The sequence below is a fragment of the Variovorax sp. AC103 genome, assembly GCF_979254005.1.
In genome coordinates, this window is the sequence record NZ_CEEDFC010000009.1 from 217,838 (window position 1) to 244,553 (window position 26,716).

General features: G+C 68.6%; 22 protein-coding genes. 15 read left to right on the plus strand and 7 right to left on the minus strand.

Annotated features, from left to right (window positions below; translation table 11 throughout):
• Nucleotides 1–35: 35 nt before the first annotated feature.
• The 6 genes from AC0IYU_RS15605 to AC0IYU_RS15630 all read left to right on the plus strand — a co-directional run bounded on the left by AC0IYU_RS15605 (nucleotide 36) and on the right by AC0IYU_RS15630 (nucleotide 10,321).
• The gene (locus AC0IYU_RS15605) at nucleotides 36–557 is read left to right on the plus strand and encodes an Lrp/AsnC family transcriptional regulator (protein ID WP_472118463.1); all 522 of its coding nucleotides are present in this window, start codon (nucleotides 36–38) and stop codon (nucleotides 555–557) included.
• Between the two features lie 187 nt (nucleotides 558–744).
• The gene (locus tag AC0IYU_RS15610) at nucleotides 745–1,131 is read left to right on the plus strand and encodes a response regulator (RefSeq protein WP_435485880.1); all 387 of its coding nucleotides are present in this window, start codon (nucleotides 745–747) and stop codon (nucleotides 1,129–1,131) included.
• 82 nt (nucleotides 1,132–1,213) lie between these two features.
• A complete protein-coding gene (locus AC0IYU_RS15615; protein ID WP_472118466.1) occupies nucleotides 1,214–5,617 on the plus strand; it encodes a DEAD/DEAH box helicase in 4,404 nt (1,467 codons plus the stop codon).
• A 232-nt stretch (nucleotides 5,618–5,849) separates the two neighbouring features.
• The gene (locus tag AC0IYU_RS15620; protein ID WP_472118469.1) at nucleotides 5,850–6,071 is read left to right on the plus strand and encodes a hypothetical protein; all 222 of its coding nucleotides are present in this window, start codon (nucleotides 5,850–5,852) and stop codon (nucleotides 6,069–6,071) included.
• 138 nt (nucleotides 6,072–6,209) lie between these two features.
• A complete protein-coding gene (locus AC0IYU_RS15625; protein ID WP_472118472.1) occupies nucleotides 6,210–7,250 on the plus strand; it encodes a TRAP transporter substrate-binding protein in 1,041 nt (346 codons plus the stop codon).
• A 56-nt stretch (nucleotides 7,251–7,306) separates the two neighbouring features.
• Complete coding sequence (locus AC0IYU_RS15630) at nucleotides 7,307–10,321, plus strand: bifunctional diguanylate cyclase/phosphodiesterase (protein WP_472118475.1); 3,015 nt, start codon at nucleotides 7,307–7,309, stop codon at nucleotides 10,319–10,321.
• Here AC0IYU_RS15630 and AC0IYU_RS15635 read toward each other — a convergent pair.
• Complete coding sequence (locus tag AC0IYU_RS15635) at nucleotides 10,311–11,933, minus strand: thiamine pyrophosphate-binding protein (protein ID WP_472118478.1); 1,623 nt, start codon at nucleotides 11,931–11,933, stop codon at nucleotides 10,311–10,313. The two genes, AC0IYU_RS15630 and AC0IYU_RS15635, sit on opposite strands and share 11 nt — an antisense overlap.
• A gap of 179 nt (nucleotides 11,934–12,112) precedes the next feature.
• Between AC0IYU_RS15635 and AC0IYU_RS15640 the strand changes: the two genes are divergently transcribed.
• Together AC0IYU_RS15640 and AC0IYU_RS15645 are read left to right on the plus strand one after the other, a co-directional pair.
• A complete protein-coding gene (locus AC0IYU_RS15640) occupies nucleotides 12,113–13,084 on the plus strand; it encodes a hypothetical protein (RefSeq protein ID WP_472118480.1) in 972 nt (323 codons plus the stop codon).
• A 151-nt stretch (nucleotides 13,085–13,235) separates the two neighbouring features.
• The gene (locus AC0IYU_RS15645) at nucleotides 13,236–14,534 is read left to right on the plus strand and encodes a cation:proton antiporter (RefSeq protein ID WP_472118483.1); all 1,299 of its coding nucleotides are present in this window, start codon (nucleotides 13,236–13,238) and stop codon (nucleotides 14,532–14,534) included.
• 13 nt (nucleotides 14,535–14,547) lie between these two features.
• Here AC0IYU_RS15645 and AC0IYU_RS15650 read toward each other — a convergent pair whose 3' ends face one another.
• Nucleotides 14,548–15,660 (minus strand): YihY/virulence factor BrkB family protein, encoded by a 1,113-nt coding sequence (locus AC0IYU_RS15650; protein ID WP_472118485.1) that lies wholly within the window; start codon nucleotides 15,658–15,660, stop codon nucleotides 14,548–14,550.
• 104 nt (nucleotides 15,661–15,764) lie between these two features.
• A complete protein-coding gene (locus AC0IYU_RS15655; protein ID WP_472118488.1) occupies nucleotides 15,765–16,682 on the minus strand; it encodes a LysR family transcriptional regulator in 918 nt (305 codons plus the stop codon).
• Nucleotides 16,683–16,757: 75 nt separating this feature from the next.
• Between AC0IYU_RS15655 and AC0IYU_RS15660 the strand changes: the two genes are divergently transcribed.
• The 5 genes from AC0IYU_RS15660 to AC0IYU_RS15680 are packed head-to-tail and all read left to right on the plus strand — an operon-like array spanning nucleotide 16,758 to nucleotide 20,435.
• The gene (locus tag AC0IYU_RS15660; RefSeq protein WP_472118491.1) at nucleotides 16,758–17,627 is read left to right on the plus strand and encodes an HpcH/HpaI aldolase/citrate lyase family protein; all 870 of its coding nucleotides are present in this window, start codon (nucleotides 16,758–16,760) and stop codon (nucleotides 17,625–17,627) included.
• Between the two features lie 48 nt (nucleotides 17,628–17,675).
• Nucleotides 17,676–18,659 (plus strand): tripartite tricarboxylate transporter substrate binding protein, encoded by a 984-nt coding sequence (locus tag AC0IYU_RS15665; RefSeq protein WP_472118492.1) that lies wholly within the window; start codon nucleotides 17,676–17,678, stop codon nucleotides 18,657–18,659.
• A gap of 10 nt (nucleotides 18,660–18,669) precedes the next feature.
• On the plus strand, nucleotides 18,670–19,875 hold the full coding sequence (locus AC0IYU_RS15670) for a CaiB/BaiF CoA transferase family protein (protein WP_472118494.1): 1,206 nt from the start codon (nucleotides 18,670–18,672) through the stop codon (nucleotides 19,873–19,875).
• A 3-nt stretch (nucleotides 19,876–19,878) separates the two neighbouring features.
• Nucleotides 19,879–20,046 (plus strand): hypothetical protein, encoded by a 168-nt coding sequence (locus AC0IYU_RS15675; RefSeq protein ID WP_472118497.1) that lies wholly within the window; start codon nucleotides 19,879–19,881, stop codon nucleotides 20,044–20,046.
• Between the two features lie 35 nt (nucleotides 20,047–20,081).
• Nucleotides 20,082–20,435 (plus strand): tripartite tricarboxylate transporter substrate-binding protein, encoded by a 354-nt coding sequence (locus AC0IYU_RS15680; protein ID WP_472118572.1) that lies wholly within the window; start codon nucleotides 20,082–20,084, stop codon nucleotides 20,433–20,435.
• 1 nt (nucleotide 20,436) lies between these two features.
• Here the strand turns inward: AC0IYU_RS15680 and AC0IYU_RS15685 are convergent, their stop codons facing one another.
• The 3 genes from AC0IYU_RS15685 to AC0IYU_RS15695 form a co-directional block, all read right to left on the minus strand.
• A complete protein-coding gene (locus AC0IYU_RS15685; protein WP_435496877.1) occupies nucleotides 20,437–20,838 on the minus strand; it encodes a nuclear transport factor 2 family protein in 402 nt (133 codons plus the stop codon).
• 219 nt (nucleotides 20,839–21,057) lie between these two features.
• Entirely contained in the window at nucleotides 21,058–21,459 is a 402-nt protein-coding gene (locus tag AC0IYU_RS15690) for a hypothetical protein (RefSeq protein ID WP_472118500.1), read from the minus strand.
• Nucleotides 21,460–21,605: 146 nt separating this feature from the next.
• Nucleotides 21,606–22,988 carry a RepB family plasmid replication initiator protein gene (locus tag AC0IYU_RS15695; protein WP_472118503.1) on the minus strand — a complete coding sequence of 461 codons (1,383 nt, stop codon included), beginning with the start codon at nucleotides 22,986–22,988 and terminating at the stop codon, nucleotides 21,606–21,608.
• A 613-nt stretch (nucleotides 22,989–23,601) separates the two neighbouring features.
• Here AC0IYU_RS15695 and AC0IYU_RS15700 point away from each other — a divergent pair.
• Complete coding sequence (locus tag AC0IYU_RS15700; protein WP_435440492.1) at nucleotides 23,602–24,756, plus strand: AAA family ATPase; 1,155 nt, start codon at nucleotides 23,602–23,604, stop codon at nucleotides 24,754–24,756.
• Between the two features lie 173 nt (nucleotides 24,757–24,929).
• Here AC0IYU_RS15700 and AC0IYU_RS15705 read toward each other — a convergent pair whose 3' ends face one another.
• Nucleotides 24,930–25,130 carry a hypothetical protein gene (locus tag AC0IYU_RS15705; RefSeq protein WP_472118506.1) on the minus strand — a complete coding sequence of 67 codons (201 nt, stop codon included), beginning with the start codon at nucleotides 25,128–25,130 and terminating at the stop codon, nucleotides 24,930–24,932.
• Between the two features lie 211 nt (nucleotides 25,131–25,341).
• Between AC0IYU_RS15705 and AC0IYU_RS15710 the strand changes: the two genes are divergently transcribed.
• Complete coding sequence (locus tag AC0IYU_RS15710) at nucleotides 25,342–26,427, plus strand: ParB/RepB/Spo0J family partition protein (protein WP_472118509.1); 1,086 nt, start codon at nucleotides 25,342–25,344, stop codon at nucleotides 26,425–26,427.
• Nucleotides 26,428–26,716 lie beyond the last annotated feature (289 nt).

The window sequence follows — 26,716 nt, forward strand, 5'->3', positions numbered from 1 at the left end:
CCCTTGTTTGAAGAATAATCCTCTCGAAAATCGCCATGAACGTTGGTTCTGTTTCTCTTGACGAGCATTGCCTCAAGATTCTTTCTGCGCTGCAGCACGACGGGCGGCAGACGGTGCAGCAGATCTCCGAGGCCGTCGGGCTGTCGCCCACGCCCTGCTGGAAGCGCATCAAGGACATGGAAGCGGCCGGCGTGATCCGCGGCTACACGGCCCTGGTCGACCCCGAACTGGTGGGCCTGCATGTGTCGGCCGTGGCCGAGGTGAACCTCGACCGGCACAGCGAGGCGCTGGTGCAGCGCTTCGAGGAAGTGGTGGCCGCGAGCCCGCAGATCATCCGCTGCGTGTCGGCCACCGGGCCGGCGGACTACATCCTCCACGTGACCGTGCCGGACATGAAGCACTACGAGCGCTTCTTGCACGAGGTGCTGTTCAGCCTGCCAGGCGTGACGCATGTGCGTTCGAGCATCGTGCTGCGGGAGATCAAGTCCGAGACGGCGCTGCCGCTGGCGCACCTGCTGGGCACGGCGCCCCGGGCAGCGGGCGCGCGGCGCGGTTGAGCCCGATGCAGCAGGTCCCTCCAGCGGGCAAGCCAACGTCCGCGAGGTCGCAGGGCATGGAGATCGGCCGGTAGGTCCGGCGTAGGAGACCCGCTCACAGCGACACGCGTGCATGGACCACCACGGCCGTACAGGCTTCGCCTCACCGTCGGCACCAGGGACACACAGAGAATTTCAGGGAAAAAAAATGGCTGTCATCACATTCCTCGTCGAGGACAACAAGACGATTCGCGACCAGCTCATCCCCACGCTCGAGGACCTGACCAGAGCCCGTGTGCTGGGAACCGCAGAGACCGAGGCACAGGCCATTCATTGGCTGAAGTCGCACGACGGCGACTGGGACGTGGCTGTCGTCGATCTCTTTCTGAAGGAGGGTTCCGGGCTGGGGGTCTTGCGCGGCTGCGAGCAGCGCGCGCCGCACCAGCTCGTGGTGATCCTGTCGAACTACGCGACGCGCGAGATGCGGGCGCAGTGCCTGGCGCTGGGTGCCGACGCCGTGTTCGACAAGTCGACCGAGCTGGACAACTTTCTTCACTTCGTGCAGCGCATTCCGGGTCAGGCGGACCGCAGCTGAGAGGGCCGTGCCTTGACATTTGCCCGCGCAGTCCCGATCTTCGTGGCTGCAGGCGCATGCCGTCGCGTGCCTGTCCGCCCCCGTGACCCTGAACCCGTTCCACCCCGCCGTCGCCCAGTGGTTCCTTGGAGCCTTTCCCGGCCCCACGTCCGCTCAGGTCGCGGCGTGGCCGGCGATTCGCGCCGGACGCGACACGCTGGTCGCGGCGCCCACCGGCTCCGGCAAGACGCTCACCGCTTTCCTGGCCGCGCTGGACGACCTGGTGCGCCGGGGGCTGGCGGCGGGCGGGCTGCCGGATGAAACCGCCGTCGTCTACGTCTCGCCGCTGAAGGCGCTGTCCAACGACATCCGCCTGAACCTCGACGCGCCGCTCGCGGGCATTCGCGCCGCGCTGGCGGCGCTCGGCCTGCCCGACGTCGACATTCGCACCGCCGTGCGCACCGGCGACACGCCGCAGCGCGAGCGCCAGCAGAGCCTGCGCCGGCCGCCGCACATCCTGGTGACCACGCCGGAGTCGCTCTATGTGCTGCTGGGTTCGGCGTCGGGCCGCAAGATGCTCTCGAACGTGCGCAGCGTGATCGTCGACGAGATCCACGCCATTGCCGCGAGCAAGCGCGGCAGCCACCTTGCGCTGTCGCTGGAACGGTTGCAGGCGCTGTGCGTGGCGCACACAGGCGCGCGGCCGGTGCGCATCGGCCTGTCGGCCACGCAGAAGCCGATCGACGAGGTGGCGCGCTTCCTGGTCGGCGCCGGTGCGCTGCACGCCGACGGCACGGCCAACTGCGCCGTGGTCGACATCGGCTATGCCAAGCAGCGGGACCTGGCGCTCGAGCTGCCGCCGACGCCGCTGGAAGCCGTGATGTCGGGCGACCAGTGGACGCAGGTGTACGCCCGCGTGGCCGAGCTGGTGTGGCTGCACAAGACCACGCTGGTGTTCGTCAACACGCGCCGCATGGCCGAACGCGCGGCGCGGCACCTGGGCGACATCCTCGGCAAGGAGGCCGTGGCCGCGCACCACGGCAGCCTGTCGAAAGAGACGCGCCTGGACGCCGAGCAGCGCCTCAAGCGCGGCGAGCTGAAGGTGCTGGTGGCGACCGCGTCGCTGGAGCTGGGCCTGGACATCGGCGACGTCGACCTGGTGTGCCAGCTCGGCTCGCCGCGCGCCATCGCCACCTTCCTGCAACGTGCGGGGCGCTCGGGCCACGCGGTGGGCGGCGTGCCGAAGGCGCGGCTGTTCCCGCAGTCGCGCGACGAGTTGGTCGAATGCGCCGCCCTGCTCGACTGCATCCGCCGCGGCGAGCTCGACGCGCTGCGCGTGCTGCCGGCGCCGCTGGACGTGCTGGCGCAGCAGATCGTGGCCGAGACCGCCTGCCGCGAATGGCAGGAGGACGATCTCTTCGCGCTGGTGCGCCGCGCGTGGCCCTATGCGACCCTCACGCACGAGCGCTTCATGGACGTGGTGCGCATGGTGTCCGAAGGCTTCACCACGCGGCAGGGGCAGCGCGCGGGCTACGTGCACCGCGACGCGGTGAACCGCCTGCTGCGCGAGCGCAAGGGCGCGCGCATGACCGCGCTCACCTCGGGCGGCACCATTCCGGAGACCGGCGACTACACGGTCATGCTGGAGCCGCAGGCCGACAAGATCGGCACGGTCAACGAGGACTTCGCGGTCGAGAGCCTGGCGGGCGACGTGTTCCAGCTCGGCAACACCAGCTACCGCATCCTGAAGATCGAGCCGGGCCGCGTGCGGGTGGAAGACGCGCACGGCGCGGCGCCCAACATTCCGTTCTGGCTCGGCGAGGCGCCGGGGCGCAGCGACGAGTTGTCGTTCGGCGTGTCGCGGCTGCGCGAAGAAGTGGCGCAGGCGCTGGAAGAGGGCGGACAAGGCGGACAAGGCGGCCGCGACGGCGCGATGGCACTGCTGACGCAGACCCTCGGCCTGGACGACGAAGCCGCGCGCCAGATCGTGGCGCACCTCGCGCACGCGCTCGACGTGCTCGGCGCGCTGCCGACACAGCGCACGCTCGTCATGGAGCGTTTCTTCGACGCCTCGGGCGGCATGCAGCTGGTGATTCACTCGCCCTTCGGCAGCCGGCTCAACCGCGCGTGGGGGCTGGCGCTGCGCAAGCGCTTTTGCCGCACCTTCAACTTCGAGCTGCAGGCCGCGGCGACCGAAGACGCGATCGTGCTGTCGCTGTCCACCAGCCACAGCTTCGCGCTCGACGAGGTGGCGCGCTACCTGCACTCGGCCTCGGCGCTGCACGTGCTGGTGCAGGCGCTACTCGACGCACCGCTGTTCGGCGTGCGCTGGCGCTGGAACGCGACCACGGCGCTCGCGCTGCCGCGCTTCAGCGGCGGGCGCAAGGTGGCGCCGCAGCTGCAGCGCATGCGCTCCGAAGACCTGCTCGCGGCCGTGTTCCCCGACCAGGTGGCGTGCGCGGAGAACCTCGTGGGCGAGCGCGAGGTGCCCGAGCATCCGCTGGTGGCGCAGACCCTGGACGACTGCCTGCACGACGCGATGGACGCCGAGGGCTGGCTCGCGCTGCTGCGCCGCATGGAGTCGGGCGAGGTGCGCGTGCTGGCGCGCGAACTGCCCGCGCCCTCGCCGCTTGCCATGGAAGCGCTGAACGCGCGCCCCTACGCCTTCCTGGACGACGCGCCGCTGGAAGAACGTCGCACACAGGCCGTGCAGAACCGCCGCTACACCGACCCCGAAAGCGCCGACGACGTCGGCCAGCTCGACGCGGACGCCATCGCCAGTGTGCGCGAAGAGGCCTGGCCGCAACCGCGCAACGCCGACGAGATGCACGAGGCGCTGGGCATGCTCGGCGCGTTGAGCGACGACGAGGTGGCGCACGAAGTGGCGCGAGGTGCCGGCTGGAAGCAATGGCTCGCCGCGCTCGCGAAAGCCGGCCGCGCGACGCGCCTGCTGCGCGAAGGCAAGGGACGCGGTGCGCGCGGCCTGTGGGTGACGGCCGAGCGCCTGCGCCTGCTGCAGGCCGTCGCGCCCGATGCACCCATGCAACCCGCCATCGAAGCGCCCGCCGACGCCGAGCAGCCGGCCGACCGCGACACCGCGCTGCGCGAGTTGCTGCGTTCGCGCCTTGGCGGCCTCGGGCCGGTCACCGTGGCGCAACTGGCCGCGCCGCTGTGCCTGCCGAGCGCCGACGTCGAAGGCGCGCTGCTTGCGCTGCAGGCCGAAGGCAGCGTGCTGCAAGGCCGCTTCACGCCGGGCACGGCAAGCGTCGAATGGTGCGAGCGCCACCTGCTCGCGCGCATCCACCGCTACACGCTCAAGCGCCTGCGCCGCGAGATCGAGCCCGTGGAACCGCGCGATTTCGTGCGCTTTCTCTTCGAATGGCAGCGCATTGGTGCGGCCTCCCGCGTGAGCGGGCCGGAAGCGCTGTCGGGCATCCTGTCGCAGCTCGAAGGCTACGAGGCGCCCGCGCCGCTGTGGGAGGCCGAGCTGCTGCCCGCGCGCGTGAGCGACTACGCCGGCGCGTGGCTCGACGACCTGTGCACGGCCGGACGCGTGCTGTGGACGCGGCTGCGCCCGAGCACCGCGGAAGGCCGCAAGGGAGCAGGCAGCCTGTCGTTGCGCGCCACGCCGGTCGTGCTGTTGCCGCGCCGCAGCGCGGCGCTGTGGACCAGCCTGGCGCCGGCCCCCGTCGACGACGAAACGCTCGGCTCGCGCGCCATGCGCGTGGCCGCGCACCTGGCGCAGCACGGTGCCTGCTTCTTCGACGAGATCGCGTCGGGCACGCGGCTGCTGCCGGTGGAAATCGAGGAGGCGCTGACCGAACTGGTCGCCAAAGGCCGCGCGCGCTGCGACAGCTATGCCGGCCTGCGCGCCTTGCTGGTGCCGGCATCGAAGCGGGCCTCGGCCGACACACGGCGGCGCCGCCGCACGCCGCTGTTCGGCATCGAGGATGCGGGGCGCTGGACCCTGGTGCGGCCGCCCGCCGCGGCCGAGACGATGACGGCAAGCTCCGCGGAGGCGATGGAGCAGGTCGTGCACGTGCTGCTGCGCCGCTACGGTGTGATCTGCTGGCGCCTGCTCGAACGCGAGGCCGCATGGCTGCCGCCCTGGCGCGACCTGGTGCGCGTGTGCCGGCGGCTGGAGGCACGCGGCGAGATTCGCGGTGGCCGTTTCATCGCCGGGGTGTCGGGCGAGCAGTTCGCGCTGCCCGAAGCGGTCGCTTCGATGCGGCAGGTGCGCAGGCAGCCCGGCGACGGCGCGCTGATTGCGCTCGCGGCCAGCGACCCCGCCAACCTGCTGGGCAGCATCGTCCACGGGCCCAAGGTGCCGCGCGTCGCAGGTTCGCGCGTGCTGTACCGCGACGGTGTGCCGATCGCGACCAGCGTGGCCGGGGAGATCGCCTGGCTGGTGACGCTGGACGCGGCGCAGGCGCTGGCCGCACGCCGCGCGCTGTCGCTCGCACCGGCGCTGAGCCTTGTCGACCTCGCCGTGCAGCAGCAGGCCTGAGCGCCGCGCCACGGGTTCGAGCAACGCGCTGCACAAAACGAGAACCTCTGACTACGTGTTCGGGGGGTGCGGTCACCCGAATTGGGTATTGCGGAATATTGACGTTTGTTTACATTCATCCGCACCGTTTCGGGGCCGGCCGGCGCGGCGAAAACAACGATGCCGGGCACAGGGGGATCGAATGCCACTCTTTTGCTTGATGAGGCTCCAGCACGCCCGTTTTCCGCTTCGCGTGGAGAAGCCGGAAGACGTCCGGCGCATTTCCGTCCTGGCGGCCACGGGCCTGGTCGAGGCCGAATTCAACGTGCCGCCGGCAGTCAAGGGGGCCTATGTGGTGCCGCGGATCGTCGTGGTGAAGTGCATCACCGACGACGGCCTGCAGGAGCTCGAACGCTTTGTCGGCGAGCGCGTCGGCACCCGGGGTGCCAGGCATTCGGACGATCGCGGCAACTGAGGCCGACGTCCGCCCAAGCCGGCGGCACCCGCCGCCGGACAGGTCGGCGCGGCTTTCCGACATCACTTCCGCGGCGTTGAGCGCTGCGGGTCGCGTTCGCGCGTCCCGCGCAGGTGATCCTGTGTAATGATGAAATTCGTGGCTTATTTCCTTGTCTTTTTGATGTTCTTCGCGTCGCTGTGCAACGCGCAGACGGCGCCCGTTCAGCGCCTGCGCATCGTCGGCGGCCTGGGCGGTGTCACGCAGTACACGGGGCACGAGGAACAGTTCTGGACCCGCGACCTGGCCGCGCTGTCAGGCGGCCGCTACACCGCGAGCATCGTGCCCTTCGACCGCGCGGGCGTGCCGGGCCAGGAAATGCTCAACCTGATGCAGCTGGGCGTCGTGCCCTTCGGCACCGCGTTGATGAGCCAGATGTCAACGCAGTTTCCGGAATTGGGTGCACCCGACATGGCCGGCCTGAACCCCGACATTCCGACGCTGCGCCGGGTCGTGCGCGCGTTCCGCCCCTACCTGACCGAGACCTTGCGCGAGCGCTACAACGTGGAACTGCTGGCGGTCTACATCTATCCGGCGCAGGAAGTGTTCTGCAGCAAGCCGATGCGGCAGCTGGCCGACCTTGCGGGAAGGCGCACGCGCGTCTCGAGCGCGACGCAGGCCGACTTCGTCTCGGCGCTCGGCGGCACGCCGGTGTACACCGAGTTCGCCCAGATCATCGCGAACATGAAGTCGGGCAACACCGACTGCGCCATCACCGGCACCATGTCGGGGTACACGCTGGGACTGCACGAACTGACCAGCACCCTCTACACCACCCCCCTGAGCTGGGGCGTGGCGGTCTTCGCGGCCAACCGCGAAAGCCTCGCCGCGCTGCCGCCCGACCTGCAGGCCCTGCTGCGCAAGGAGCTGCCGCGGCTGGAGGCCGCGGTGTGGGCCCAGTCGGAACGCGAAACCGGCGAGGGCATCGCCTGCAACACGGGCGCGGCGGGCTGCAGCAAGCCCGTCAAGGGCCGCATGGTGGCCGTGGCGCCGTCGCCGCAGGACGAAGCCCGGCGCCAGGAAATCTTCGCGACCCGCGTGCTGCCGGGCTGGGTGCAACGCTGCGGGCCCGTGTGCGCCAAGGTCTGGAACGAGACGCTGGGACCGGTGGTCGGCCTGCGCGCCTCCGTCGCGCAGTGAGCTTCCGGCCCGCAGTGAGCTCCCACCCCTCAGTGAAGCAGCACTTTCCCCGCCGCGTGACCGCCATCGTCTATGGCGTGGCGATTCTCTTCCTCGCCATGGTGGCGACCGTGGCCAGCGTCGTCGTCTGGGAGGCGCGCCAGAAGACGCTGAGCGACCACGAGAGCCAGGCGGTGCGCTTCGTCGCCGGCTCGGAAGCAGCTCTCAATCGCGCGCTGCTGAGCGTCGACATGCTGCTGGCCGGCGCGAACGAATTGCTGCGCGACTCGACCGCCGGCAGTGCCGGCGTCAACGCGGGCCGCTTCGAAGCGCACCGGCTGCTCGACAACGTCGTGAGGCAGAACCTGCTGGTGCGCCATGTCGCGTTCGTCGATGCCGGCGGCACGGTGATCGCCTCGTCCGACCGGCGCGGCGCCCAGCTGCCGCTGGCGCTGCCCGCCGGCTTCGTGCGCAGCGTGCTGGCGAACCCGGTGTCCACGCTGGCGATCAGCGCGCCGGCCTCCAGCCTCGTCACCTCGCAGAACGTGCTGTTCTTCGCACGCGCCGTGACGCTGGCCGACGGCGCGCGGATGGTGGGCGTGGCCGAGGTGCAGCTGTCGCTGCTGGCCACGATCATGACGCAGGGCGCGGGCATCCGCGGCCTGGAGGTCACGCTGGAGCGCGACGCCGGCCCGCTGCTGGCGAGCCTGCCGCCGCGCGACGACCTCACGGGCAAGCAGATCGAGCCCGCCCTTCACGAGCAGACCAGCGACGGCAAGCCTTCGCGCATGGCGGCGCGCCTGAGCGGGCTGCCGGCCATCGTGGTGGCGCGCCCGACGCTGCATCGCAACATGCTGATCGTCGCGAGCATTCCGTTGACGGCGGCCCTGCGGGACTGGCGCCGCGAGCGCGACCTGATCGCCTGGACCACCGCTGGCATCGCGCTGATGATCCTGGCGGTGGCGCGCTTCACGCACGTCCAGCTGCGCCGCCAATGGCGCGCCAGCAACGAGCTGGTCCGCTCCAAGGCCACGCTGGACCAGGCGCTGGAGTCGATGATCGACGGCTTCATCCTGCTGGACGCCGAGAACCGCGTGCTGAGCTGGAACCGCAGCTTCGTCGCGATGTTTCCCTGGACCGCGCCGATGATCGCGCCGCAGCTGCCCTTTCGCCGCATCATGGACGAGACCGCCAGGCACGTGGTGCACGACCGCGGCGCGGCCGACTGGACGGCCCTGAACATGCCGCAGATGAACCAGGTGCACTCCGAGCAGGAGGCCCTGCTGCAGAGCGGCCAGGTGATCCGCGCCACGCGCAGCCGCACGCCCGACGGGGGCACCGTCTGCGTGTACCAGGACATCACCGAGAAGCGCCGCCACACGGCCGCCATCATCGAGAGCAAGGCGCAGTTGCAGGCCACGCTCGACGCGCTGCCCGACCTGCTGCTGGAAGTGGGCCTGGACGGCCGCTGCCACGGCTACCACGCGCCGCGCGGTCCGCTGCCGGTCACCGACGTCGAAGACCCGGTCGGGCGCATGCTGCCGGAGCTGCTGCCCGCCGAGGCGGTGGCGGAGGTCATGAGTGCCCTGCGCGAGGCCGATGCCACGGGCTATTCCGCAGGCCGCCAGTTCGAGCGGCGCGGTGCGCGCGACAGCGCCTGGTTCGAGATTTCGGTCTCGCGCAAATCGGTGGGCGACGAGGTCGACACCCGCTTCATCGTGATTTTGCGCAACATCACCGAGAGCAAGCTCGCGGCGCACGAGATCGAGCACCTGGCCTTCTACGACACGCTGACCGGCCTGCCCAACCGGCGGCTGCTGCTCGACCGCCTGAAGCAGGCCATCGGCACGGCCGGCTCGCCCGCGCGGCGCTCGCGCCTGTGCGCACTGCTGTTCCTCGACCTCGACAATTTCAAGACCCTGAACGACGCGCTCGGGCACGACATCGGCGACGTGATGCTCAAGCAGGTGGCGCAGCGGCTCAAGGACTGCCTGCGCGAGGGCGACATCGTGGCGCGCCTGGGCGGCGACGAGTTCGTCGTGATGCTGGAAGACCTGAGCGCGCAGGCCGTGGTCGCCACCTCGCAGACCGAGACGATGGGCGAGGCCATCCTGGCGCGGCTCAACCAGCCCTACCAGCTCGGCTCGCAGCAGCATCACAGCACCTGCAGCATCGGTGCGGTGCTGTTCGAAGCGAAGCACGCATCGATGGAAGAGGTGCTCAAGCAGGCCGACATCGCGATGTACTACGCCAAGACCAGCGGCGGCAACGCGCTGCGCTTCTTCGAGGCAGGCATGCAGACCAGCATCACCGCGCGCGCCGCGCTGGAAAACGAGCTGCACACGGCCATCGCGTCGCGCCAGTTCGTGCTGCATTACCAGAGCCAGGTCACGAGCGACAACCATGTGACCGGCGCGGAGGTGCTGGTGCGCTGGCAGCATCCGTTGCGCGGCTTGCTGATGCCGCGGGAATTCATCGACGTGGCGGAAGACACCGGGCTCATCATTCCGCTGGGCCTCTGGGTGCTGGAGACTGCCTGCAGGCAGCTGACGGCCTGGGCCGCCGACCCCGGCCGGGCCCACCTGCAGCTGTCGGTGAACGTGAGCGCGCGGCAGTTCCGCGAAGACGACTTCGTCGACCAGGTCCGCGCGGTGCTGCAACGCACCGGCGCCGACCCCGCCAGGCTCAAGCTGGAACTCACCGAGAGCCTGCTGCACGACAAGGTGATCGACACCATCGAGAAGATGGACACGCTGGCCGCGCTGGGCCTGCAGTTCTCGATGGACGACTTCGGCACCGGCTACTCGTCGCTGTCTTACATGACCCAGTTGCCGCTCAGCCAGGTCAAGGTCGACAAGTTCTTCGTGCACAGCATCGGGTTGAATCCGAAGGTCGAGCTGATCATCCAGACCATCATCGGCATGGCGCGCAACCTGGAGCTGGAGATCGTGGCCGAGGGCGTGGAGACGCAGGCGCAGCGCGACTTCCTGGAGCGCCACGGCTGCCTGCTGTGCCAGGGCTACCTGTTCGGCATGCCCCAGGCACTGGAAGCCTACGAGCACGCGCTCGACGGCGGCACGGCTACCGCCTGATCTGCGGCGCGGGCACGCCCTCGATCATCACGTTCAGGCAGGCCGGCATTCCGCTGGCGAGCGCACGATCGGCCGCCGCCGGCAGCGAGGCCGCATGCGTCACGCACTCCCCGTGCGCGCCGAAGGCCTGCGCGACCATGTCGTAGCGCGTGGGAAGCAGCTCGCAGCCGATCAGGCGCTGCGGGCCGTGGTCGCGCAGCTGGATCTGGTACTCCGCATTCCAGCGCGCGTCGTTGCCGACCACCGCGAGGAAGGCCAGGCCGTAGCGAACCGCGGTGTCGAACTCGGCGATGTGGAAACCGACGGTGCCGTCGCCCATCACCGCGACGACCGGCGCCCCGGGACGGGCGCAGCGCGCGGCCAGTGCATAGGGCAGTCCGGCGCCGATCGCGCCGGCGACGCCGTTGATGACACGGTGCGGCGCCCGCAGGCATGCCGTGGCCCACTGGCCGATTTCGCCGCCGTCGCACACGAGCACCGACTCGGGATGGCTGTCGAGCAGGGCCTGCAGGGGCCGCAGCATCTGCACCGGATGCAGGCGTTCCGGCGATTGCGCGCAGGCGCTGTCCCACGCCGCGGGCCGGTAGCACACCGCGTCGCGCACTTCGCCTCGCCAGGTAGAAGCGGCCACACCATGCGCCGCCTGCGTCAGCGCGCGCAACGCCGATGCCGCATCGGCCTGCGCGGTGATCTGCAACCGGTCGCCCACGGCACGGCGGCTGCGCGCGATCTCGTCCGGGTCGGCATCGACCTGGTGCACTTGCGTCGCAGCGGGAAAGGCCGCGCCGAACCTCAGCGTGAAGTCGAGCCGCTTGCCCACGAGCAGCAGGCAGTCCACGCGCGGCAACAGTTCGGCGAATGCGCCGAGGCTCGCATCGGCGATGCCGCGCGGGCTCTCCATGCCGATCACCGGGATGCCCGTCGCATGTTCCAGCGCCTCGGTCAGCGCACGACCGGCACGCGTCATGCAGGACGGCCCCACGAGGATCATCGGGTGCGTGGCCTGCGCAAGGCGCTGGATCAACTGCGCCGCGAGGGCCGGATCGAGCGGCATCGGGTCGGGCGAGAACGCGCCCACCTCCAACACGCCGTCAGCGGCCGCACCTTCGAGCGCGTCGGTCGGCAGGCTCAGGTGCACCGGTCCCGGCCGGCCGGACCTGGCGAGGCGGATGGCCCTGGCGACATCGGCGGCCACGTCTTCAGCACGGGCGCATGTCCAGGCGGCCTTGCAGACCGGTGCGGCCATCTCCGCCTGGCGCATTTCCTGGAACGCACCTTGTCCGAGCTGATCGTTCGGCGCGTGGCCGGACAGCAGCACCACGGGCGCCTCGGCCATCTGAGCGGTGTACAGCGCTGCCACCGCATTCGCATGGCCCGGCCCGCCGGTGACGAGGGCGATGCCCACCTCCCCCGTGATGCGCGACCACGCATCGGCCATGTGCACCGCACTGGCCTCGTGGCGCGTGTGGACGAGCTCGATGCCGGAACCGAAGGCGGCGTCGAACACCGACATGATGTGGTTGCCCGACAGCGTGAAGACGCGCTTCACGCCCGCTGTTCGCAAGGACTGGATCAGCGCGTCGGGGCCTCGGGAGCCGGAGTTTCTTGGCATGGCTTGTGGGGGGTGGAATGTCCGGCGATTTTGCCGCCGGATCCGCACGGCCCCCGCTCCCGGGCCAGTGCACCACTCGGGCACATCGCCTACCCCGGCTTGCGGGAGCGGATGACCGAGGCGGCGTGGCGCCGGTCGAAAAGTGCGGGTTCCACAACAACGCACAACAAGGAGCAGCAATGGCCCAATACGGAGTCAGCGGCGTCGGCAGCGTCAGCCCGGCGGTCGCCACCATCGAAGGAAACGGCAGCCACAGCGGCGTGTCGTGGGGCGCCATCTTTGCCGGCGCCGCAGGCGCCGCATCGCTGTCGCTCATCCTCTTGCTGCTCGGCACCGGCCTGGGCATGTCGAGCATCAGCCCCTGGGCCAGCCAGGGCGCGAGCGCGACCGCCGTCGGGGTTGCGGCCATCCTGTGGCTCACGTTCACGCAGATCGCCGCATCGGGCATGGGCGGCTACCTGGCCGGCCGGCTTCGCACCAAGTGGGCGGGCGTTCACACCGACGAGGTCTACTTTCGCGACACGGCCCACGGCTTCCTCGCCTGGGCGGTCGCGACGCTGCTGACGGCCGCGCTGCTGAGCTCGGTCGTGGGTTCGATCCTGGGTGCGGGCGCGCAAGCGGGCGCGACGGTGGTCGGCGGCGCGGCCACAGCAGCCACCGCAGCAGGGGGCGCGGCGGCGTCGCAAGGCGCCTCCGACGCGAGTGCGGGCCCCATGAACTACTTCATCGATTCGCTGTTCCGTCGCGATGCCGGCAGCACTGCACCGGCCTCCACCGACGCAGGCGCCGCGCCCGCGGCCCTGAGCACGACGCCGGACCGCAGCGCGGCCTCGACGAACACCGAGGTCAGCCGCATCTTCCTGAACAGCATCCGCACCGGGGCGCTGCCGCCGGAGGACGCGAAGTACGTGGGCCAGGTGGTCGCGCAGCGCACCGGCCTCAGCCAGCAGGACGCGGAGAAGCGCGTGAACGACACGTATGCGAAGGCGCAGGCGGCCCTCAAGGATGCGCAGGCCAAGGCGAAGGAAGCCGCCGATGCTGCGCGCAAGGCGTCGGCCTACGGTTCGCTCTGGCTGGTGATTTCGATGCTCATCGGCGCCTTCGTCGCGAGCTTCGCGGCAACCTACGGTGGCCGCCGCCGCGACCTTTGAACCCCATCGACCTCAAGGAGAATTTCCATGCGCTCGCTGCTCTTGCTGTTCCTCGGCGTTCCGATTCCCATCATCATTCTGATCGCGCTGTTCTTCCACTGACCGCTGCCCTCTCCCCGGCCCCCGGCACGCTGCGTTTCCCGCCGACCCCATGACCGCGGCGACCTGGGATCTCCTGATCGGCGCGCTGCTGATCCTGATGGCGCTGTCCGGCACGCTGCTCAAGACCTTGCCCATCAGCGCCGCGGCGCTCTACATGGGCCTGGGCTTCATTGCAGGCCCTGGCGGCTTCAACCTGGTGAAGCTGGGCATCAAGGCCGACGCGGGGCTCATCGAAACCATCGCCGAGGTTGCGGTGCTGGTGTCGCTCTTCGCCGTGGGGCTGCGCCTGCGTATCCGCATGCAGGTGTCGAGCTGGGTCCAGCCGGTGCTGCTCGCCACGGCGGGGATGGTCATCACCATCGCGCTGATGACGCTGGCGGGTCTTGCATTGCACCTCACGCTGGCCAGCGCCCTGCTGCTCGCGGCCATCCTCGCGCCGACCGATCCGGTGCTGGCCTCCGACGTGCAGGTGCGGCACGAAAACGACCAGGACGACCTGCGCTTCGGGCTCACGGCCGAAGGCGGCCTGAACGACGGCGCGGCCTTTCCGTTCGTGATGCTGGCGCTCGGCCTGGCAGGCGCGCACGAGCTGGGCACGGGCGGGCTGCGCTGGCTGGGGCTGGATGTGGTGTGGCCCGTGGTGGGCGGCCTTGCGCTGGGCTGGACATGCGGGGCGGCATTCACGCGGCTCGTGCTCTTCCTGCAGAACGAGAAGAAGCAGGCGATGGGCATGGAGAGCTTTCTTGCGCTGGGGCTCATCGCGCTGACCTACGGCATTGCGCTGCATGCTTCGGTGTATGGCTTTCTAGCGGTATTCGTCGCGGGGCTGAGCATGCGCAATGTGGAGCGCGCCGTCGAAGACAAGGCCGACGAAGCGCGCACCGGCGCAGCACCACCTGAGGCCAAGGTGGCCGCAGTCGAACAGGCAAAAACCGCCGGTGCCATGACCAGCGACGTTCTCGCGTTCGCCAAGGAACTCGAGAAGTTCGTGGAACTGGCGGCCATGCTGGTCATCGGATGCCTGCTGCGCACCGAGATGCTGACGTTCAGGAACCTGTTGATTGCGGGCGTCCTCATCGCCGTCGCCCGTCCGGTCGCGGTGTACATCTCGACGCTGGGCGGGCCATGGAGCGCGTCGCAGCGACGGCTCGGTGCGTGGTTCGGCATTCGCGGCGTGGGCTCCGTCTACTACCTGGCCTACGCATCGACGCACGGCGCGCCGTCGTCCGAGATCGGCGCGGTCGGGGGCGCCGTGCTGGTCACGGTGGCGCTGTCGGTGGTCGTGCATGGCGTCTCGGCCACGCCGCTCATGAACCTCTACCAGGCGGCCAGCAAGCGGCGACGCTGACCGCACCGGTGCCTCATGCGCGTCGCCGCGCCCGCTTGCGGTGTTGTCGCGCCACCCAGGCGCTTGCCACGCTGACGGCCGCCAGGCCGATCACCTGCCGCGTGAGCGTGGCCGTGGCCTTGCGCGTGCGTTGCGCCACCAGCTGTTGCGCGGCTTCGATGCGCGCGATGCCCTGCGCGTCGGGCGGCTGCACGGTGCCGTCGGTCCCCGCATCGGCCTGCCGTGCCGCGTCGCGCGTGGCGGCCTGCGCCTTGGCCGCGGCGACGGAGCCGTGCGCGGTGGCATACACCTTGGTGAACTCGGCACCGAGCAGGAAGATCTGCGCCGCGTAGTACACCCAGGCCAGCAGCACGACCAGCGAGCCGGCCGCGGCGAAGGATTCGTTCACGCCGCTCTTGCCGAGGTACAGGCCGATCAGCACCTTGCCGACCTCGAAGAGAACGGCCGTGACGGCCGCGCCGATCCAGACGTCGCGCCACGCGATGGGCGCGCTCGGCATGAACTTGAAGATCATGGCGAACAGCAAGGTGAGGATGCCCAGCGACACCAGCACGTTGAGCGACTGCAGCAGCAGCTCCCACCCGGGAAACAGGCCCGTGCTCCAAGCCCCGAGCGCCGCCAGGCCGGCGCTGACGATGAGCGAGACCATCAGCAGGAACGCCAGGCCCAGGATCAGGCCGAACGACAGCACCCGCGCGCGCAGGATGCCCCACAGGCCCTTGGGCTTGGCGCGCTCGGGCACGTGCCAGATGCGGTCGAGCGCGCTTTGCAGTTCGGCAAAGACGGTGGTCGCGCCCACGATCAGCACGACGATGCTGATGCCGCCCGCAATGAGCCCGCGCGAGGGTTCGCTCGCGCTCTTGATCAGGCCCTGCACCGCCAGGGCGCCCTCCTGCCCGATCAGGCCCGACAGCTGCCCGGCGATCTGCCCGCGCACGGCTTCCGCGCCGAACAGCGCGCCCGCCACCGCGATGACGATCACGAGCAACGGCGCCAGAGAGAACATGGTGTAGTACGAGATCGCGGCGCCCATGCTGGGAGCGAAGTCGTCGATCCAGGCCATGGCCGCATCCCGGCACAGGCGGTACAGCTGCATGAACTTGGGCTTGAGGGCGGCGGTGGTCAAGGTGTGCTCCGTAAGCGTCGGCCGGACTCGGCAACACGTTGCATGAAGACTCGCCGCTTCCACGGCAACGCGAAGTAGGAAATTCGCGCATCCGTGGGGCAGGTTCAGGCCGGGTTGCCCGCCCGCGCGGGCGGGCGGCGCGCGCCGTCCTTGCCCGCGGTGACGATGCGTGCGCTCTCGACAAAGCCCTGGATCAACCGCAGCCGCGCCGACGCGCGCAGCCACAGGATGCCGAAGCGCCGCGACTCCGACGGCATCGGCAACCGGATCTTCACGACCTTCTGGCCGTCCAGCAACGGCGACGCGATGTCGGGCACCAGCGAGACGCCCAGGCCGCGGTCGACCATCATCGCGATGGCCAGCAGCGAGCTGAGTTCGAAGCGCTCCTGGGGCACGATGCCCGCGGCGCGCAGGTAGCGGTCGGCCTGCTTGCCGCCGCCCAGGCTGCGGTCGTAGCGGATCAGCGGCGAGGTGCGCAGCAGTTCATGCGGATCGCGCCGCGCGAGGCGGCTGGGCGCGAGCAGCACCAGCGGCTCTTCGCGCAGCAGCGACCAGTCGAAGGTCTTGGCGAGCGCGAACGACGGATACAGGCACACGGCGGCGTCGAACTCGCCCTGCTGCACGCCCTTGTAGAGCGTGGCGGTGGTGCCCGACTGCAGGAACACCTTGGCGCCCGGATGCGTCTTGACGAAGCGCGCGAGGATGTCGGGCAGCAGGCTGTGAATGGCCGTGTTGATGGTGCCGATGACCAGTTCGCCGCCGGCCGCCCCGCTGCCCAGCAACGCCTTGATGTCGCTCACCTCGCGCAGCAGCGCGCGGGCACGGTGCACCAGCTGGTGGCCCGCCTCGGTGGGCTGCACCGTGCGGCCGGCGCGCGCGAGCAGCGGCGCGTTGAGTTCGCGCTCGAGCGCGCGGATCTGCTGGGCGACGGCACCGGGTGTCAGGTCGAGCCGGCGCGCGGCCTCGGACATCGAGCCCGACTCCACCACCAGGAGAAAGCTGTGCAGGTAGGCGGTTTCCATGAAGATAGATTTTCTGCGATCTGATCGCAGGAAGCATCGGTTTTTCTTGCGTCATGAACTGCGGACACTGCGGCCATGAGAAGCAAACTCTTCGTGCCCGGCACCCGCCCCGAGCTGTTCGCCAAGGCACTCGCCAGTGCGGCGGACGCCATCTGCCTCGACCTGGAGGACGCGGTGTCCGAACCGCGCAAGGACGAAGCGCGCGAGACCGTGCGCCAGTTGCTGGCCCGCGGCCACGTCGCTTCGTCGCGAAAGACATTGATCGTTCGCGTCAACGCCATGGACACGCCGCACTTCGAGCGCGACGTGGCGGCGGCGGCGCAGCCCGGCGTGCACCTGATCAACCTGCCCAAGCCGCAAAGCCCGGCGCACGTGCGCACGGCCGTCGAAGCCATCGAGCGCGCGGAGCGGGCCCACGGCGTGCAGGCGCCCATTGGGCTGCTGCTGAACATCGAGACGCCCTCTGCGCTGCGCACGGCCTCGGCGCTGGCGCTGGCGCACCCGCGCGTGGCGGGGCTGCAGCTGGGGCTGGGCGACCTGTTCGAGCCGCTGGGCATCGCGCGGCGCGAACCGTCCGCGATCCGCCAGGCGATGTTCGCGGTGCGCATCGCAGCCGGCGAAGCGGGGGTGTATGCCTATGACGGCGCGTTCGCCAACATCGGCGACGCCGAGGGATACCGTGCGGAGGCGATGCTGGCACGCGACCTCGGCTTTCTGGGCAAGACCTGCATCCACCCGAGCCAGGTGGCGATCGCGAACGACGTGTTCCGCCCCACCGACGAGGAGATCGCACACGCCTGCAAGGTGGTCGAGGCGGCGCGCGAGGCCGATGCCCGCGGTGTCGGTGCCTATGTAGTGGACGGGCAAATGATCGACATCCCGTTCGTGATCCGCGCACGCGCGATCGTCGAGAGTGCGCGCACCCTGGGGTTGCTTCCGGGCTGAGCCTGCGGCCGCCACCCCAATGAATTCATAAAAAACCGGAGACAAAAAATGAAGATTCGCTCGCCCTTTCGTCCGCTGGCAGCCGCCGTGCTCGCCGCCGGCGGCCTCCTGTCGGCCGGCGCCTTCGCGCAGGCAACGTACCCCACCAAGAGCATCACGATCGTGGTGCCCTACCCGGCCGGCGGCTCGAACGACACCTTCGCGCGCCAGGTCGCCAAGGAACTCGGCGACGAACTCAAGCAACCCGTGATCATCGACAACCGCCCCGGCGCGAGCGGCAACACCGGCACCGGGCAGGTGGCGCGGGCCGCGCCCGACGGCTACACGCTGGTGGCGGTGTCCTCCAGCATGACGACCAACGCGGCCGTGCAGTCGAAGCTGCCCTTCGACCCCGTGAAGGGCCTCGCGCCGGTGGCCATGTTCGCCAAGGGACCGTTCATCGTCGCGGTGAACAACGAGTTTCCTGCGAAGACGCCGGCCGAGCTCATTGCCGCCATCAAGGCGAAGCCGGGCCAGTACAACTATGCGTCGTCGGGCTCGGGCAGCGTGAACCAGTTCGGCACCGAACTGCTCAAGGCCAAGGTGGGCGACCTGCAGATCGCGCACATCCCGTACAAGGGCATGGGCCCGGCCGTGACCGACCTGATCGGCAACCAGACGCAGCTGCTGATTTCGAGCGGGCCCTCGCTGCTGCCGATGGTGCGCGCGGGCAAGCTGCGCGCCGTGGGCATCACCAGCCTGAAGCCGAGCCCGGTCGCGCCCGAGCTCACGCCGATGTCCGTGGCGGTGCCCGGCTACGAATTCGAACTCTGGTGGGGCCTGCTGGCGCCGGCGGGCACGCCGCCCGAGGTGGTGAGCACGCTCAACCGCGCCGTCAACCAGATCCTGGCCAGGCCGGCCATCGCGGCCAACTTCCTGCGCGAAGGCGCGATCGCCACGCCGCTTTCACCGGCGCACTTCGCCACCGTGATCGCCGAGGACGTGGAACGCTGGAAGAAGCTGGCCAGGCAACAGAACATCACCGCCGATTGAGGAAAGACCCATGAGCATTCCCGCGTCCGAGCACAGCGCAGACACCGCGCACCTTCCCGAGCGCAAGGGCCCGAGCGGGCCGTTGAGCGGCCTGCGCGTGCTCGACCTGAGCGCCTACATCGCGGGCCCGTACGGCTGCTCGCTGCTGGCCGACCAGGGCGCGGAAGTCATCAAGATCGAGCCGCCCACCGGCGACAACCTGCGCAAGTACCCGTCGACGCTGGAGGCCGAGAGCCGCGCGTTCATCGGCGTGAACCGCAGCAAGCTCGGCGTGGTGCTCGACCTGAAGGACGCGAGCGACCTGGCGGCGCTGATGGCGCTGGTGCGCACGGCCGACGTGCTGGTGCACAACTTCCGCCCCAGCGTGCCGCCGCGGCTGGGCATTGCGTACGAGCAGCTGAAGGCGCTGAACCCGCGCCTGATCTACTGCGCCGTGACCGGCTACGGGGAGACCGGCCCGCTGCGCGAGAAGGCGGGCTACGACCAGGTGCTGCAGAGCATGACCGGCATGTGCGCGCTGCAGGGCAAGCGCGGCGAGCCGCCCGAGATCATCTACGGCTCGGTGGTCGACTATTACGCGGCCGCGCTGGTGGCCGCGGGCGTGGCGTCGGCGCTGTACGAGCGCGAGAAGAGCGGCGAGGGCCAGTACGTGGGCGTGTCGCTGCTGCGCTCCGCGCTCGCGATGCAGTCGGCCCGCATGGTGTGGGCCGAGGGCGAGCCGAAGGACGTGGGGCGCGACATGCGCTCGGGCGGCATCACGGGCCTTCACCCGACCCGCGAGGGCCACCTCTACATCTCGGCCAACACGCCGCATTTCTGGCAGGCGCTGTGCGCCAAGGTCGGGCTGCCGGAGCTGGCCCGCGACGAGCGCTACGACTCGGTGCGCAAGCGTGCACTGCACTTCGCGCAGATCGTTCCCGTGCTGCGCGAAGCGCTGGCGCAACGCACGGCGCTCGAGTGGGAGGAACTGTTCGGCGAAGAGGTACCCTGTGCGGCGGCCCGCACCGTGGAGGACATGTTCGACAACCCGCAAGTGCTGGCCGAGGAGATGGTGGCGAACTTCGCGCACCCCACGCTGGGCGCCTACCGCGGCTTCACCCGGCCGGTGCAGTTCGGGCGCACGCCGGGGCCCGAGCCCTTCGCCGCGCCCACGCTGGGTCAGCACACGCGCGGTGTGCTGGCGTCGCGAGGCAGCGCGCACCGCTCGGACGACTGAGCGATGCGCAACGACCTGGCCGTGCCGCACAGCAGCGGCACGCACGGCCCCGCCCATACCGCGCCGGACGGCGCGTGCGACGCGCACATGCATGTGTACGACCGCCGCTTCGCGGTGCACGGGCCGCCCGACGCCATGCTCGACCACGCCACCGCCGACCCGGCAGGCTGAGCTTCGCCTCGGCGGGCGGCGGTACCGTTTCGCACCTGGCGGGCGAGGCGCTGAGCGAGCAGGCACAGATCAACCTGATGCACGTGCCGTACAAGGGCGGGGCGCCGGCGCTGACCGACACGCCAACGCTTGTGGAGTCGGGCCTTCCGGGCTACGACGTGGTCGAGTGGAACGGCGTGTTCCTGCCGAAGGGCGCGCCGCCGGAAATCGTGCAGAAGCTGGGCAAGGCGGTGCAGGCGGCGGTGAACGACCCGGCCATCAGGCAGAAGCGGCTGCAGTTCGGGCTGGAGCCGGCCGGCACGACGCCCGAGGCGTTCTCGAAATTCGTGCAGGACGAGAGCCGCCGCGTGAGCGCGCTGGTGAAGGCGCGCAACATCCGCGTCGACTGAGCTACGGTGCGGGTCTGGCCTGGGCCTGGAGCATGGCGCCCATCTTCTCGTGGATGAGGTTCACGGCCTTCAGCGGCCGCAGCATCACCTTGAACTCCGTGATCCTGCCGGCATCGTTCCAGTGGATCATGTCGACGCCGTTGACGGTGATGCCATCGAGTTCGACCACGAACTCGAGCACGGCGTCGCGCTCTGCCTTGAGTTCCCGCACGTAGCGAAAGCTCTCGTTGAAGAACACCTGGAACGCCGCGGCCAGGTACTTCTGCGTGATGGCCTTGCCCACCTGCGGCTTGTGCACCACCGGTGAATGGAAGACCGCCTCGTCGTCGAGCAGGGCATCGAGCCCCGCCGCGTCGTGGCTCTCGACGAGCCGGTGCCAGGTTGCAAGTGTGTCGATGGGCATGGGCGGGTGTCCTTGTGGGGTGGAGCGAGGGAACCGGCGCGCAGTCTATCGAAGGCCGCCGCAGCGGCTGTCGCCTTTGCGCGTGTTAACCGGCAGGCGTGGACAGAAACGAAAGCTCGAAAGAAATGAGCAGACTCCACACCCGCAAAAGCCACTAACGGCGTGCGACAGAAAATCCATCACGCAAAACTGCTCGCCGCTGTGAACGGCCACCGCACCCTAGCCGTGGGCGCTGGACCTGCTGCGCATCCACAACGCAACCGCCTCCAGTTCCTCGGCCGTGAACCGTCCGACCAGCTCATGCGCGGTCTGCTCGATCATCGGCGAGGCCACCAGATCGGCATACATCGCCAGCCTGCGCGCCTCGAAATCGGGGGCAGCCAGGGTCAGCGGCGCTTCGGAAGTGAAGCGCCCACCGGCCCTGAGTCGCACGCGCACCTGTTCATGGATGGTTTGCGTGTTGGCCACGTAGATGCTGACCAGGCTTTCGCCGGCGGCCGAGTGAAAGCAGGTTTCCAGCGCGGTTCGGCTGATCCTGACGGGTGTGCGCCTGCTGCCTTCCTTGTGAAAGAAATGCAGCCACTCTTCGGCGTTTTCCGGGTTCGTCCATTCTTCTTCCATGCGTTCGGGTGCTGGTGCAGCAACAAGTGAGTCCGACTGCATCGTTGAATCGACAGTGCAAGGCCAGGAGGAGGCCATTGACGCCCCGGTCTGTAGGCCGATCGCAAAACCGCGGAAAAAGTCACACGCTCGAGCGTGTGGCGTGGTCAGATGCCGGCGACACCGCGCTGAAGCGCGAAGTCGAGCAGCACGCGATCGGAGGGCTCCTCCGGCCAGGTGGTCTGGGCGACCCACTTGTAGAACGTGCTGGCCGCGACCCGGCTGGCGGGACCGTCGCGCCGCCAGGCGCGGGCGATCGGCAGGGCCAGCTGTTCCAGCCGCTGCGCTTCGAACTGGCCGCGCAGCTCGGCTTGCGAGGGCGGCTGCATTTCCGCAAACATCGCGCGGGCTTGCGCCATGCGGTCGTTTTCCCAGAGCTCGCGGATGCGCTGCATGCGATCGGACGGTGAAAGCGAAATCACCGGATGCGCAACGGAGTTAGTGCCAGCTGACGCCGCTTGCGGCGCGGTGTCGGCAATCGGCAGCGGCTTGACGGCCGCATAGCCCTTCTTGAGCGCGTCCTTGAAATACGCCGCAGGCGATTTCAGCTCGGGCATGGTCGGGCTGAGCAGGCGCTGATCGACGTGGTCGAGCGTGGCGCGCAACTGGTTCTCGTCGGTGGTGGCGTAGAGATCCTGTGCCTCTTCCTGCTTGATGCCGAGCGCGATGAGCCGGCCCACGAGCGCCAGGTCGAAGACGTTGCGCTCGGCGTTGGGAATGTCGCCCAGGCGTTGCTGCACCTTGGGAACCACGCGGAACTGGATCTCCTCGATCTTGCGGCCGCGCTTGTGCTCGATGAGCTCGATGCTGAAGTCTTCGCAGAGCGCGTCGATTTCGGCCAGCGCCTTGGAGATCACGTCGCGCTTGAGAAAGCGGTAGTCGACCTCCTTGATGTCGCTGCGCCCGGTCAGCACGGCCGCCCACCAGACCACGTCCTCGCGCATCGAGAGGCGCCCGGGCGAGGTGAGGTAGCGCGCGCCGATCTCGTACAGCACGGCGGCGGAATAGCTGCGCATCTGCCCGCTGATCTCCAGCAGCACCCGGGTGTACTGGTGGGGGCGCACCAGGCGCTCCTTGATCTCTTCCGGATAGCGCCAGGTGACCATACAGGGGCGTCCTCTGCCCTGTTCCTCGATGGTGACCGTGCCGAGCAGCTGGGACGACACCCAGCGCTTCAGCGCGGGGCCGCTGGTCGACCACTCGATGGTGGTCGCCTGCATGTCGCGCAGGTGCGCCTTGAGCAATTCGGTGTTGTTGGAGTTGAACCGGGCGTCGCCGATGAGTTCGCTCAGCGCCAGCTTGTAGACGGGTTCGTCGACGCCCTGGCGCTGGGAGTGGTACAGCAGGGCGTTGTAGATGCGGCGCGACAGCAGCGTGAGGCGCCCGCGCTTGGGCCGGATGGCGATGGCTTCATTGGCCTTGGCGACGCTCTGTTCTTCCGCTGTCGGAGGTTGGCGCGGGGCGCTGGGGGGAGCTTCTTCCTCGGCCATGTCTGATGTATCGCAATTGCTTGGGTTCACATCATGCCTTCGTATTGTGAATGGGTCAATTCACAAAGAATCGAGCCGTCTTGTTCTATTTGAAAAGTAACACTTGGAACTTTGAAGAGTTTGGCAAGTGACTTTCTCTTTCTGTGACAAGGACTTGGAACGGTTTCTGTGAGTGATTCTGGGATTCAATGTGAGATCGAATGGGAATTCATGTGAGAACCGTTGGGGTTCTTCGACCGTTGTTGTGTGTATCTATGGGGTTCGGTGTGAGTGGATATGGGGTTCCTGCCACCCGAAGGCGCCCATTTCCGCGGTTCCGCACCGTTATCTGCCCTGAATGGGCCTCGGCGGGGCTCACAGGTGCCCCAGGGCGGGCGCGACACCGCAGAATCCACCTGCACAGGGAGGCGCCAAGGCGGGGTTCCCTATCGGTTCTCACATTAGGCAAGCGTGCAGACACTGGGGAATCGGTATAACTTGTTCATTCGATGGATTCTCGTAGAATTGGCGGATTCTGTCGAATAGGGTCTACCCAATGTCCGTCCCCGTGCCTCCCGTCGGTGGAAACCAGGTTTCCACCGAGTCCCAGACGCCCCCGAGGCAAGTCATCAACATGGAGCGCATCGCAGGCCTTGCCACGCGTGCTGGCTCCATGGTCGAGCAGATACGCGGCATGCTGCTCGCCCCCGAGGCCCGCAAGATTCCGCCTGTCTATTCCACCGCGCAACTCGCTGCGCTTTGCGGCGTCGACAAGGCGCATGTCGCCTACCGCATCACGAAGGACGATCTCCCGGCCGGCCGCCTGACGCCCTCTGGCGGCAAGCGTACCTTCGAGCTCGAGGAGCTCCGCCGCTGGACGCGCACCTACCGCGCTGACAAGATGCGTCCGACCGGGCGCAAGGCCATCACCATTGCGGTCGGTAACTTCAAGGGAGGTGTTGCAAAGACGACCACCGCGATGGTGCTGGCGCAGGGCTTGAGTCTGCGCGGCCACCGTGTGCTGGCGATCGACACCGATCCGCAGGGCTCTCTCACCACGCTGCACGGCTTGTTGCCGGAGGCCGAGGTCACGGAAGACATGACGATCGGCCCGTTGTGCGACGGGACCGAGAGCGACATCCGCTACGCGATTCGCTCCACGTATTGGGATGGCCTCGACCTGGTGGCTGCGGCCCCTTTCCTGTTCTCGGCCGAATTCGCGCTGCCCGCGCGCCAGATGCAGGAGCCAGGCGCAAAGTTCTGGGACGTGCTCAACGTCGGCCTGGAAAGCGTGCGTGATCTGTATGACGTGATCGTCATCGACACGCCGCCGTCCCTTTCTTATGTGACGATCAACGCACTCTGGGCCGCGAACGGCATCGTGGTGCCTGTGCCGCCGTCGGGGCTGGACTTCGCGTCCTCAGCGCAGTTCTGGTCGCTGCTGGCCGACCTTGGTTCCAACCTCGACGGTCAGAGCAAGGACCGCGAGGGCAAGGCCTTCGAATTCCTGCATGTGCTGCTGAGCCGTGTCGACGCGGCCGATCCGGCCATGCCGGCGGTGCGTCAATGGATCCAGGCGACATACGGCGAGTACACCCTGCCGGTGGAGATTCCCAAGACCAGTGTGACGAGCAACAAGGCGGCCGAGTTCGCGACCGTCTATGACGTGCAACGGTACGAAGGCGCAGCGAAGACCTACAAGCGTGCCGTGGACGCGTACGACGCGTTTGTGGAACTGGTCGAGCAATCCGTGGTCGGCGCATGGTCCGCGCAAGGGAGGGCGCGCTGATGGGGGAGAACCACAGTCGAGACCGGCTGCACTTAAGCGCTCGGAAAAGCAGGGTGCCGGGCACCGGCGTGGAAACCTGGTTTCCACACGATGCTTTACATCAGCGGGGCGCGGTCCGGAAGGCCGGACCTTTTGTGAGCCGACTGTGCGCGGCTGTCAACACGGCGAGCCCTTCAGTAGGGCTCGATGCTCGGAGCAACTTCCCAGCCGAGCTCTTGGCTGCTCGGCGGCCCGAGCATGGAAGTCAACGTGGCGCTTGCACTGGGGCACGGCGTGCCCAGGCCGTTGCTGAACGCGCGGCGCTGCCGCTGGGGCGCGTCGCTCACACGGCCGCAGCAGCTGCGGTCATGGCTGTGGAAACCAGGTTTCCACATGCATCGGTTCCTATGTACCAGTTCATCGAATCGACGCGCAGCGCGTGCCCGCACACTGACTGGACGTTGGAAGCGGAGTCTTCCTTTCTCACCAACGGGCGCCATCGCGTTGCGCCCCCACAGCGACGGACACAGCAGCCGTTGCCGCCGATCGGGGCGTCGCGATCCCCGCTTGTGGAAACCCGGTTTCCACGCTTCAGGAGTCCGCACCATGTCTAGTACCCGAAAGCGCCTCGAAGCGCTGACTGCCAACCTGTCGCTTCCCCAGGCGCCTGCACAGCCCGTGGATCTGCCCAAGGCCGCACCCGCTGAAGAGCAGGCGCCGCCCCATGCGGCAACGGGTGTGGAAACCAGGTTTCCACCGGCCGTCGGAGGCAGCCATGCACCGCGCACCGGCCCCGGCCAGATGCTCGCGTTTCGTGGGCAGATCCAGCAGGTCGAAGGAGAGATGGCAACGCTGCGCGAAAAGCTGCGCCAGTACGAAGGCTCCCTGCCGACGCGCAAGATGGACCCCGCCACCATCCGCCCGAGCCGCTGGGCCAACCGCCACGAGGCTTCGTTCAATACCAGCGAGTTTGCAGGGCTCAAGGCCGACATCGAACACGCGGGCGGCAACGTCCAGCCGATTCTCGTTCGGCCGCTGAAGGACGAGCCTGGGCAATTCGAACTGGTTTTCGGCCATCGCCGTCACCGCGCGTCGCTGGAACTCGGCATGCCGGTGCTGGCCTCGATCTGGGTGGACGACCTCGGCGACGCGGCGCTCTTTGCAGCCATGGACCGGGAGAACCGTGAGCGTGCGGATCTTTCTCCGTACGAGCAGGGCGTGATGTACCAGCGCGCCCTGGAAGAACAACTGTTCCCGACGCAGCGACAGCTCGCCGAAGGGCTGGGCGTCAGCCACACCTGGGTTCGCAAGGCACTGATGGTGGCGCAGCTTCCCTCTGCGGTCGTGGAGTGCTTCAGGTCTCCGCTGGAAATCAGCTTTCGCCATGCCGAACAGGTCAACGCCGCCATGGCGCTGGACCGGCGCGGGTTGCTCAAGCGCGTGGAGAAGCTGCGAGGCCAGACCTTGTCTCCGGCGCTTGTGGTGGCTCGCCTTCTGGACGCTCCGCCCGGCTTCGAACGCACCGAGCGCATCGACGTCCAGGCCGACGGTCAGAAGTTCGGCACCCTCGTACGATCGAAGGCAGGGGAGGTCACCATCACCCTGAGCTCCGGCGCTGCAATCGGTGCACCTGTGGAGGTGCTGGAATCGGCGATCTCGGATGCGCTTCGAAGGGCGCGCAGCTTCAGTTGAGCAGGATCAAGGGCGAGGAATCTGCCCTTGATGTGAGATCCATTGGGATTTCAATCCGGTTGCGCAGACGGCCGCGCAACCGGCCTCACGTTCAAGTCACGAGTTTCCGTCAAGAAGTAAGCGCAGACTGCAGGACGATTTGCGTGCCGCGACAACAGGTTGCGTCAAGTATCTAGATCGGGTGGTAGATATACCGTTGGGTTTGCTGTAGGTGGGCTCTGGGAATGCACTTCCTGGTCAAAACCCGGGCATTCCCTCCATCCTCGCTAAACTGCGCAGACGACCGCGA

Coding starts and splice junctions, on each gene's coding strand:
- AC0IYU_RS15605 (WP_472118463.1), top strand. CDS start 36: ATGAACGTTGGTTCTGTTTCTCTTGACGAGCATTGCCTCAAGATTCTT.
- AC0IYU_RS15610 (WP_435485880.1), top strand. CDS start 745: ATGGCTGTCATCACATTCCTCGTCGAGGACAACAAGACGATTCGCGAC.
- AC0IYU_RS15635 (WP_472118478.1), bottom strand. CDS start 11,933: ATGCCAAGAAACTCCGGCTCCCGAGGCCCCGACGCGCTGATCCAGTCC.
- AC0IYU_RS15640 (WP_472118480.1), top strand. CDS start 12,113: ATGGCCCAATACGGAGTCAGCGGCGTCGGCAGCGTCAGCCCGGCGGTC.
- AC0IYU_RS15645 (WP_472118483.1), top strand. CDS start 13,236: ATGACCGCGGCGACCTGGGATCTCCTGATCGGCGCGCTGCTGATCCTG.
- AC0IYU_RS15655 (WP_472118488.1), bottom strand. CDS start 16,682: ATGGAAACCGCCTACCTGCACAGCTTTCTCCTGGTGGTGGAGTCGGGC.
- AC0IYU_RS15660 (WP_472118491.1), top strand. CDS start 16,758: ATGAGAAGCAAACTCTTCGTGCCCGGCACCCGCCCCGAGCTGTTCGCC.
- AC0IYU_RS15665 (WP_472118492.1), top strand. CDS start 17,676: ATGAAGATTCGCTCGCCCTTTCGTCCGCTGGCAGCCGCCGTGCTCGCC.
- AC0IYU_RS15670 (WP_472118494.1), top strand. CDS start 18,670: ATGAGCATTCCCGCGTCCGAGCACAGCGCAGACACCGCGCACCTTCCC.
- AC0IYU_RS15675 (WP_472118497.1), top strand. CDS start 19,879: ATGCGCAACGACCTGGCCGTGCCGCACAGCAGCGGCACGCACGGCCCC.
- AC0IYU_RS15685 (WP_435496877.1), bottom strand. CDS start 20,838: ATGCCCATCGACACACTTGCAACCTGGCACCGGCTCGTCGAGAGCCAC.
- AC0IYU_RS15690 (WP_472118500.1), bottom strand. CDS start 21,459: ATGGAAGAAGAATGGACGAACCCGGAAAACGCCGAAGAGTGGCTGCAT.
- AC0IYU_RS15695 (WP_472118503.1), bottom strand. CDS start 22,988: ATGGCCGAGGAAGAAGCTCCCCCCAGCGCCCCGCGCCAACCTCCGACA.
- AC0IYU_RS15700 (WP_435440492.1), top strand. CDS start 23,602: ATGGAGCGCATCGCAGGCCTTGCCACGCGTGCTGGCTCCATGGTCGAG.
- AC0IYU_RS15705 (WP_472118506.1), bottom strand. CDS start 25,130: ATGTGGAAACCTGGTTTCCACAGCCATGACCGCAGCTGCTGCGGCCGT.
- AC0IYU_RS15710 (WP_472118509.1), top strand. CDS start 25,342: ATGTCTAGTACCCGAAAGCGCCTCGAAGCGCTGACTGCCAACCTGTCG.